Origin of the sequence: Collinsella aerofaciens (genome assembly GCF_039752985.1) — a bacterium.
Taxonomy (GTDB): Bacteria; Actinomycetota; Coriobacteriia; order Coriobacteriales; family Coriobacteriaceae; genus Collinsella; species Collinsella aerofaciens_BT.
In genome coordinates, this window is sequence record NZ_JBDMHA010000044.1 from 1 (window position 1) to 9,407 (window position 9,407).

Consider the following 9,407-nt stretch of genomic DNA (forward strand, 5'->3'; position numbering starts at 1 on the left):
GATGAACCAGATGAAGGGCGGAGCGCCGACTAAATCCACGCAAGCTGCGACCCCCGCTTCACCCATGTCAGCACCGACCGTGCCGGCCGAGCAGAATACGGATGGAGCCCCGCTCGCCGCGAACTCAAAATTTACCTTTGAGAACTTTGTCTACGGCCCAGAGAACAGCCATGCCTATCGCTCGGCACTCAAGTTTGCCGCCCTCGCGGACGAGCGCGGCACATGCACATCACTGTTCATCTACGGCAAATCGGGCCTAGGCAAGACGCACCTGCTGCTTGCCATCAAAAACGAGCTCGCCGAGAAGTCGCCTGAGATCAAGGTCAAGTATGCCAACTCCCAGGCGTATCTGGACGACCTGATGACCGAGTTCGACCGTCAAAAGAAGAGCAACGCTCCCATCATGCAGGCGTACCACGGCGTGGACGTACTCATCATCGATGACATCCAAAACATCATCGGCAAGCGCGCGAGCGTGGACTACTTTTTCCAGCTCATGGACGAGTTCATCCGCAACAACAAGAAGGTCGTCATCGCGGCAGACCGCGCCCCCAAGGACCTGAGCATGGACGAGCGTCTGACCAGCCGCTTCAACGCCGGCATGCTCTGCCTGGTCGCAGAGCCCAGCTACGAGATGAAATACAAGATCTTGCAGCGCTATTACGAAAACACCATCGTCGCCGCTCCCGAGGCAGGCGACGACTCGCTGCTGGCGGCCTATGGGGGCGACGGCGGACACCTGACCGACGAGCACTTTAAACACATGGCCGAGGTCTCGGGCACCAACATCCGCGAACTCGAGAGCTTTTGCGAGCGCTGCGCCGGCGAGGCGGGCGACCGCGAGCGCGAGGGCGGAGAGCTCACCTTTGACGATATCGACGCCATCGCCGGCCAGTACTTCGACACATCGGCCAAAAAGATCAACGTGCAAACGGTTCAGTCCGTCATTGAAGAGCAGTACGGCGTGACGCACGAGGAGCTCATCGGCCCGCGACGCAACGCCAATATCGCCAAGGCACGCCACATTGCCATCTATCTGGCCATCGAGATGTGCGAGATGACGACCACGGCGGTGGGCGCCGAATTTGGCAACCGCAACCACTCGACCGTCAGCACGAGCTACAAAAAGGTCCAGAAGATGATCCAGGAAGACCGCACCGTCACCGAAGACCTCAAGTCGCTGCGCGATAAAATTACACTGCGCTCGTAGGGAAATAGAGACACCTGTTGAAAACTTGTCGAAACCACGGGCATAAGGTGTCTAAAACCCAACCCGCGATGATGAAAAGTTTTGCGCAGGTTTTGAACGTGGAAAACCACCCCTGTTGCACACAGGTTGCTGTCGATTCTCTTTCTGGGTCTGACCTGCGTCTTTGGGAGTAATCAACAGTTTCGTCAGTGCTATTACTATTATTAAGATATTTATATCTATAGAAAGGTATTAAAAGATGAAGTTCACCGTCAGCCAGAGCTCGCTTACACAAGCCATCGGCGTCGTTATGAAGGGTGTCGCTTCGGCATCCACCCTTCCCATCCTGTCGGGCGTGCTCGTCAAGGCCCAAGACGGCATCTTGGAATTCCAGACCTCTAACTACACCATCTCGATCCGTCATCGCATCGCGGCGCATGTCGAAGAAGAGGGCGAGATGGTTATCCCCTGTAAGATGCTCTCCAATATCACCAAGACCCTCCCCGATGCCCCGGTCACCTTTGAGCTGTCCGAGCGCCAGGTGCTGATTGGTTGCGAGAAGAGCTCTTTTAGGCTGAACACGCTCGATGCCAATGACTTCCCCGAGTTTCCGGCCTATGCCATCGAGAGCGCCGTGGAGCTGCCGACCGATATCTTGTCCGAAATGGTCGGTCGCGTGTGGCGCGTCACCTCGACCGACAAGGCCCGCCCCATCCTGGGTGGCGTGCACATGAAGGTCGAGAACAACACCGTGCGCCTGGTGGCGACCGATTCCTTCCGCTTGGCCGTGTGCGATACGCAGGTCGAGACCTCAACCCTCGAGGGCTCCTTTGAACTCAACGTTCCGGCCGACGCCTTTAACGACGCGCTGAACATCATGGCCAGCCAGGCGACCATCATGATCGGGGCTACCGACACCCAGGTCGTCTTTGAGGCCGGCAACACCACCTACGTGTCGCGCCGCATCGAGGGCGTGTACCCCAACTACAAGCAGCTCATCCCCGATTCGTGCGTGACGAGCGTCAAGATCGACGTCGCCGCCTTTAACGCCGCCCTCAAGCGCGTGGCCGTTATCGCGAGCGCCAACCCCGCCGTCAAGTTCGAGATCGATGTCGAGAACGGGCAGATGGGCCTGTCCTCCATTTCCAATGACCAGGACCTTGCGCAGGAGACAATCGATGTCGAGGCCGAGGGCGAGTCGGGCACCATCGCCTTCAACTACCACTACATCTTCGGGTGCCTCAATGCCCTGTCCAAGGAGAAGGAGATCACGCTGGAGCTCAAGAGCTACTCGCAGGCGGGCATCTTCAAGTCCTACGACAAGATCAACTACCTGTACCTGGTCATGCCGGTCCGCATCTAGCAACTGCCCTATGACCATGTTCGCCCGCGATCTTTCCGTCGCGCACTACCGCAGCTTCGATAGCTATCGCCTTGCCCTGGACGAGGGCGTGACGATACTTGCGGGACCCAACGCGGCGGGAAAGACCAATCTCATAGAGGCGCTGCAGCTGCTGACGAGCGGCGCCTCGTTTAGGCATCCGACCGCAGCCGAGCTCGTCCATGACGGCGTGGGCTCGTGCAAGGTCGAGCTGAGGCTCGAGGGCGACGGCCGCGTGCTTGATATGGGATTGAGCGCGGAGGACGGTAAACGCTCGTTTAGCCGCAACGGCAAGAGATGCTCTGCCGCCGGTGTGCGCGGGGTTCTGCCGAGCGTGCTGTTTTGCCCCGACCATCTGGACATGGTTAAGCGAGGCGCCAGTGTGCGCCGCGCCGCCCTCGACGACTTTGGCATGCAACTGAGCGCACGCTATGCCGATCTTGCGAGCACCTATGGTCGCTGCGTGACCCAGCGTAACGCCTTGCTCAAGGAGGCCTGGTGCTGCCGCGAGATGCTCGGCGCGTGGAACGATTCGATTGCCCGCGCGGGCGCGGCTCTGCTCGTGCACCGGTTGGCCCTGCTCGACCGGCTGGCGGGCCATGTGCGTACTGCCTACGGGCAAGTGGCGTCCGGTGAAGCCGCCAACGTGTCCTATGCGTCCACGCTGGGGGATTTGCCCCAGGTCGATGATCGCGAAGAGCTGAAGGGCTGGGCGTACGAGCGCATGCTGGCTGCCCTTGATGAGCACGCCGACGAGGAAATTCGCCGCGGCGTGACGTTGGTGGGACCGCATCGCGACGAGATTGAGTTTGCTGTGGCGGGTCGCTCCGCCCGTTCATTTGCCAGCCAAGGTCAGCAGCGAACGTTGGTTCTGGCCTGGAAGGTGGCGGAGGTGGCCGTGGCTCGCGATGTCCTGGGCACCGCCCCACTGCTGCTTTTGGACGACGTGATGAGCGAACTCGACGGCGAACGCCGCGGTGCTTTCCTGCGGCTGATCGGCGATGATATCCAGACGGTCATAACCACGACCAACCTGGGGTACTTTACCGATGACCTGCTTGATCGAGCCAAGGTGGTGAGCATGGGTGAGACGTGCTAATTACGAGCGCGAGAGCGAAACGGTCGCCTTCAGTGGCTTTTTGAACGCAGAGCGCCAGCGCATCCTGGCGGCTGCGACCCCTGAGCGCCGTGCGCAGATGGAGGCCGCCGAGGAGTCGCGCGCGGTCTATCGCGCGTGGAACGCGGTGTGCTCGGGCACGCGCGAGGGGCGGCATGTGACGGGCCTGCGCTACCTGCCCGAGTCCAATGAGCTGCTGGTATATCTCGACTCGCCCTCGTGGACGCAGGAAATGACGTTGTTGCGCGAGATCATCCGCGCGCGCATGGAGCGCGCCGGTGCGCATGTGGATGGCCTGGTGTTCAAAACCACCGCGCCCGGTCACACGCCGCCCGCCGCCAAGGAGCGCCTTCGCCCAGCGGCGACCGAGCGCCCGCCGGCCCCACACGCCGACCTCAGCGATGCCGAGCGCACCGAGATTGAGCGCCAAGTGGCGCCCATCGAAGACCAAAAACTGCGCGAGGCCCTCGAGAACGCCATGAGAGCCAGTGCCGAGTGGGCCAAGGGCGTGCAAAGCAAAAAAGAGCCTTAAATCGCATCTGGTGGCCTTGTAGAGCCAAATACCCTCGTTCCCGAGGGTATTTTTTTACGATAAACTAGTAAGGCTGTACACATTTTCTTGACTGAAGGAGGACGTGTGGCAAACGAAAACGATTACGATGGCGGCGAGATTAAGATTCTCGAAGGTCTCGAGGCCGTTCGTAAGCGCCCGGGCATGTATATCGGCTCGACGAGCGCCAGCGGTCTGCATCACCTGGTGTGGGAGATCGTTGACAACTCCGTCGACGAGGCCATGGCCGGTTTCTGCACCGAGATCCAGGTGACGGTCCACGCCGACAACTCCATCACGGTCGTCGACAACGGGCGCGGTATCCCCGTCGACGAGCACCCTGTTAAAAAGATCCCGACGCTCGAGGTCGTCATGACGATTTTGCACGCCGGCGGTAAGTTCGATAATTCGGCCTATAAGGTCTCGGGCGGCCTGCACGGCGTTGGCATCTCCGTCGTCAACGCACTGTCCAAGCGCGTGGTCGTTCAGGTTCGTCGCGACGGCAACACCTACGAGATGGAGTTCTCGCGCGGCAAGACCGTCAAGAAGATGGAGGTCGTGGGCACCTCGGATTCGACGGGCACCACCGTCACCTTCTGGCCCGACGACGAGATCTTCGAGACCTGCATTTACGATTTCGATACGCTGCACAACCGTCTGCAGGAGACGGCGTTCCTCAATAAGAACCTCAAAATCGTGCTGACTGACGAGCGCGAGTCTACTCCCCACGTGGAGGAGTTTTGCTACGAGGGCGGCATCATCGACTTCGTCAAGTTCCTTAACGAGGGCAAGGACGTCCCCGAGGCCTTTAAGGAGCCTATCTACATCGAGGGCAAATCGGACCCGGACGCACCTGTGGCCAAGATGGGCGAGGTTGAGGTTTCCCTGCAGTGGAATAGCGGCTACGGCGAGAACGTCATGTCGTTTGCCAACGACATCTACACCCCCGAGGGCGGCATGCACCTCGAGGGCTTCCGTACCGCACTCACCCGCGTGATTAACGATTACGCTCGCAAGCAGAACCTGCTCAAGGAAAAAGACGCCAATCTGACCGGCGACGATGTGCGCGAGGGCCTATCGGCCGTTATCTCGGTCAAACTGCCCGATCCGCAGTTTGAGGGCCAGACCAAGGCCAAGCTCGGCAGTTCCTATATGCGCGCGCTGACGCTCAAGATCGTGACCGACGGCCTTGCCGATTACCTCGAGGAGCATCCCAAGTCCGCTCGCGAGATCGTCAAGAAGGCCCAGCAGGCCTGCAAGGCGCGCAACGCCGCCCGCAAGGCGCGCGAGGCGACCCGCCGCAAGAGCCTGCTCGAGACGGCGTCGCTACCCGGCAAGCTCGCCGACTGCTCGGTGCGCGACGCTGAGCTCACCGAGCTCTTCATCGTAGAGGGCGACTCGGCAGGCGGCTCGGCCAAGGACGGCCGCCGCCGAGACATCCAGGCGATCCTGCCCCTGCGCGGCAAGATTCTGAACGTCGAGCGCGTGGGCGACCACCGCGCGTTCTCGAGCGACACCATCCAGTCGCTCATCACCGCGATCGGCTGCGGCGTCACGACGAGTGCCGGCGACGGCGGCGACTTCGATATCACCAAGGCGCGCTACCACAAGATCATCATCATGACCGATGCAGACGTCGACGGCGCGCATATCCGCATCCTGCTGCTGACGTTCTTCTACAAGTACATGCGTCCGCTGATCGATGCCGGCTACGTCTATGTTGCCTGCCCGCCCATCTTTGGCATTAAGGTGCGCAACAAGATCCACTACGTGTATCCCAACGGCCGCCAGCCCGAAGACGAGATCCTGCGCGATACCATCCAGAGTCTGGGCCTGAACCCCGATGATAACGACGAGGACGGCAAGGCCAAGGACGGCAAGATCACCAAAAAGCGCAAGGGCTATACCGTCCAGCGCTACAAGGGCCTGGGCGAGATGGACCCCAAACAGCTTGCCTCGACGACGATGGACCCAAAGACCCGCATCCTGCAGCGTGTGTCGATCGAGGACGCCGTGGTGGCGGACCGCGCCGTGCGCGAGCTGATGGGTTCCGAGGTCGGCTATCGCCGCGAGTACATCGAGAAGCATGCACATGATGCACGATTCCTTGACGCTTAAGAGGAGGTAACGTGGCAGACGATATCAACAATAACGAGGGTATGGACGAGGCCGGCGATGCCGGTATGCCCGATGATCTGAAGCGCCTGCTTGCCCGTGCTGAGCAGGGCGAGGACGGCGATCCGGACGCCTATAACCCCGATGCCGATGATGATGAGGAAGAAGACGACGACGCCGAGCTCGAGGAGAGCTTTGGCGAAGTCGATCGCGGCGCCTCGGCCGGCGAGGATATCAACGGCGGCCAGCTCCAGATTTCGGAGTTCGGTCGCGAGATGAAGCAGTCGTTCATCGAGTATTCGATGTCGGTTATCACGGCGCGCGCCCTGCCGGACGTGCGCGACGGCTTAAAGCCGGTGCACCGCCGCATCCTGTACGCGATGAACGAGAGCGGCATCTACCCCAACCGACCGCACAAGAAGTCGGCCTGGACGGTCGGCGAAGTTATCGGTAAGTACCACCCGCACGGCGATTCCGCGGTCTATGAGGCCATGGTCCGCCTGGCGCAGTGGTTCTCCATGCGCACGCCGCTCATCGACGGTCACGGCAACTTCGGCAACATCGACGGCGACGGCGCGGCGGCCATGCGTTACACCGAGAGCCGCCTGGCAAAGCCCGCCATGGAACTGCTGCGCGACCTGCAGAAGGATACCGTCGACTGGCAGCCCAACTACGACGAATCGCTTGCCGAGCCCGTGGCGCTGCCTGCGCGCTTCCCCAACCTGCTGGTCAACGGCAGCCAGGGCATCGCCGTCGGCATGGCCACCAACATCGCCCCGCATAACCTCACCGAGGCGATCGAGGCCACCTGCTACCTGATCGACAACCCCGACGCCACCGTTGACGAGCTCATGCAGATCATGCCAGGTCCGGACTTCCCCACCGGCGCCATCATCATGGGCAGCGCCGGCATTAAGCAGAGCTACGAGACCGGCCGCGGCTCCATTACCGTGCGTGCTAAGGCACATGTGGAGTCCACCAAGACCGGCCGCAACCGCCTGGTCTTTACCGAGATTCCCTACATGGTCAACAAGGGCACCCTGCAGGAGAAGATCGCCCAGCTCGTCAACGACAAACGCATCGAGGGCATCTCGGATATGCGCGATGAGTCCAACCAGAAGGGCATCCGTCTGGTCATCGAGCTCAAGAAGGGCGTCATTCCGCAGGTCGTGCTCAACAACCTGTATAAGTACACCTCGCTGCAGACGACCTTTGGCGCCAACAACCTGGCACTCGTCAACGGCGTTCCCAAATGCCTGAGCCTGCGCGAGATGCTGCAGCACTACATCGACCACCAGGTCGACGTCGTCACCCGCCGCACCCGCTTCGACCTTAAGAAAGCCCAGGCCCGCGCTCATATCCTCGAGGGTTACCTGATGGCCCTTGACCATATCGACGAGGTCATTAGCATCATCCGCTCCTCGCAGACCGACTCCGAGGCCAGCAGCCGCCTGATCGAGCGCTTTGGCTTTACGCCCGAGCAGACCACGGCCATCCTCGAGATGAAGCTGCGCCGCCTGACCGGCCTGGAGCGCGACAAGATCCAAGAAGAGTTGGACGGCCTGCGCCGCGCCATCGCCTACTACGAGGACCTGCTGGCGCACGAGGAGAAGATCCTGGGCGTCATCAAGGAAGAGATGCGCGAGATCTCCAAGAAGTTTGGCGACAAGCGCCGCACCGAGATCAGCCAGGTTGAGAAGGACCTGGATGTCGAGGACCTCATCGCCGACGAGGATATGGTCGTGACCATCACCCACACCGGCTACGTTAAGCGTATCCCGGTGGCTGCCTACCGTGCCCAGAAGCGCGGTGGCAAGGGCGTGTCGGGCGTCAACCTCAAAGAGGATGACGTTATCGATGAGATGTTCATCGCGTCCACGCACGAGTACGTGCTGTTCTTCTCGAGCAAGGGCAAGGTCTATCGTCTGAAGGTGCACGAGCTGCCGGTGGGTACGCGCCAGGCGCGCGGTACCGCGATCGTCAACCTGCTGCCCTTCGAGGAGGGCGAGAAGATCGCGAGCGTCATCAGCTGCCGCGAGTTCCCGGCCGACGAGTACCTGATGTTTGCCACAAAGAGCGGCATGGTCAAGAAGACCGTGATGAGCGCATATGACCGCAGCCGTCGCGACGGCCTGATCGCTATCAACCTGCGTGACGACGACGCGCTGCTGAATGTGCGCCGCGTGCGCGAGGGCGACAAGATTATCCTGGCCACCACCGCAGGCAAGGCGATCATGTTCTCCGAGGAGCAGGTGCGCGCCACCGGCCGCGATACCAGCGGCGTTCGCGGTATCGGTATGAAGGACGGCGTGAGCGTTCTGGGCATGGAAGTCACTAACGGCAACGGTGATCTGTTCGTCATCACCGAGCGCGGCTACGGCAAGCGCACGCCGGTCGCGGACTACCCGGAGCAGAATCGCGGCGGCCAGGGCGTCTACACCATTCAAATGACCGAGCGCAAGGGCAACCTCGCGGCAATGAAGACGGTGGGCCCGCAGCACGAGCTGTTCATCGTGACGGAGGGCGCGACGGTCATTCGCGTCAAGACCGACGAGATCAGCCAGACCGGCCGCGCCACCCAGGGCGTCAAGATGATGACCGTCGACGACAACGACCGCGTATGCGCCGTAGCCCGCATGACGACCGCCAAAGAGAAGCCCGAGGGCGAAGGTGCCGAGGTCGCAGCCGACACCGAAGAAGCCCCAGTCGACCTAGGCGACGGCAACGACCTGCCAGAGGATCTCCTCGACGAGTAAGAGGCCCTGACTGGTAAAAATCATCAGACCCCTTATATCGGCGGTCGGCGCACTGCGCGCCGACCGCTTTTTTGACAAGCTTGGAACCCCGTGTCAGACGGCTGGGCGAGATGGGTTAGGTTTGTCGCGAGTTCCGCACGCAAAGAAGGCCACTTAATGTGGCCTTCGTCTTGCGCAGGACTGCCCGAGCAGCAAACCTAACCCATCTCGCCCAGCCGTCTGACACACCCTCCAAAGATTTTCAAAAAAGTTGTTGACGCGCGCGTAACGACTCGTCTAATATATCCCTTGCGCGATGG

At 61.1% G+C, this 9,407-nt stretch carries 6 protein-coding genes; all 6 read left to right on the forward strand.

Features of this window, described 5'->3' with window-relative positions; genetic code table 11:
- Window positions 1-1,210: DnaA ATPase domain-containing protein (locus ABHR76_RS06860; protein WP_346977147.1), on the forward strand; the 1,210-nt coding region annotated here is incomplete at its 5' end.
- A gap of 238 nt (window positions 1,211-1,448) precedes the next feature.
- The gene (dnaN, locus tag ABHR76_RS06865; protein ID WP_022094338.1) at window positions 1,449-2,552 is read left to right on the forward strand and encodes a DNA polymerase III subunit beta; all 1,104 of its coding nucleotides are present in this window, start codon (window positions 1,449-1,451) and stop codon (window positions 2,550-2,552) included.
- 10 nt (window positions 2,553-2,562) lie between these two features.
- On the forward strand, window positions 2,563-3,669 hold the full coding sequence (gene recF, locus ABHR76_RS06870) for a DNA replication/repair protein RecF (RefSeq protein WP_006236184.1): 1,107 nt from the start codon (window positions 2,563-2,565) through the stop codon (window positions 3,667-3,669).
- Entirely contained in the window at window positions 3,656-4,219 is a 564-nt protein-coding gene (locus ABHR76_RS06875) for a DciA family protein (protein ID WP_328517343.1), read from the forward strand. The genes recF and ABHR76_RS06875 overlap by 14 nt, the downstream gene beginning before the upstream one ends.
- A gap of 105 nt (window positions 4,220-4,324) precedes the next feature.
- Entirely contained in the window at window positions 4,325-6,355 is a 2,031-nt protein-coding gene (gene gyrB / locus ABHR76_RS06880) for a DNA topoisomerase (ATP-hydrolyzing) subunit B (RefSeq protein WP_346977148.1), read from the forward strand.
- A 41-nt stretch (window positions 6,356-6,396) separates the two neighbouring features.
- Window positions 6,397-9,108 carry a DNA gyrase subunit A gene (gene gyrA, locus ABHR76_RS06885; RefSeq protein ID WP_346977153.1) on the forward strand — a complete coding sequence of 904 codons (2,712 nt, stop codon included), beginning with the start codon at window positions 6,397-6,399 and terminating at the stop codon, window positions 9,106-9,108.
- Window positions 9,109-9,407 lie beyond the last annotated feature (299 nt).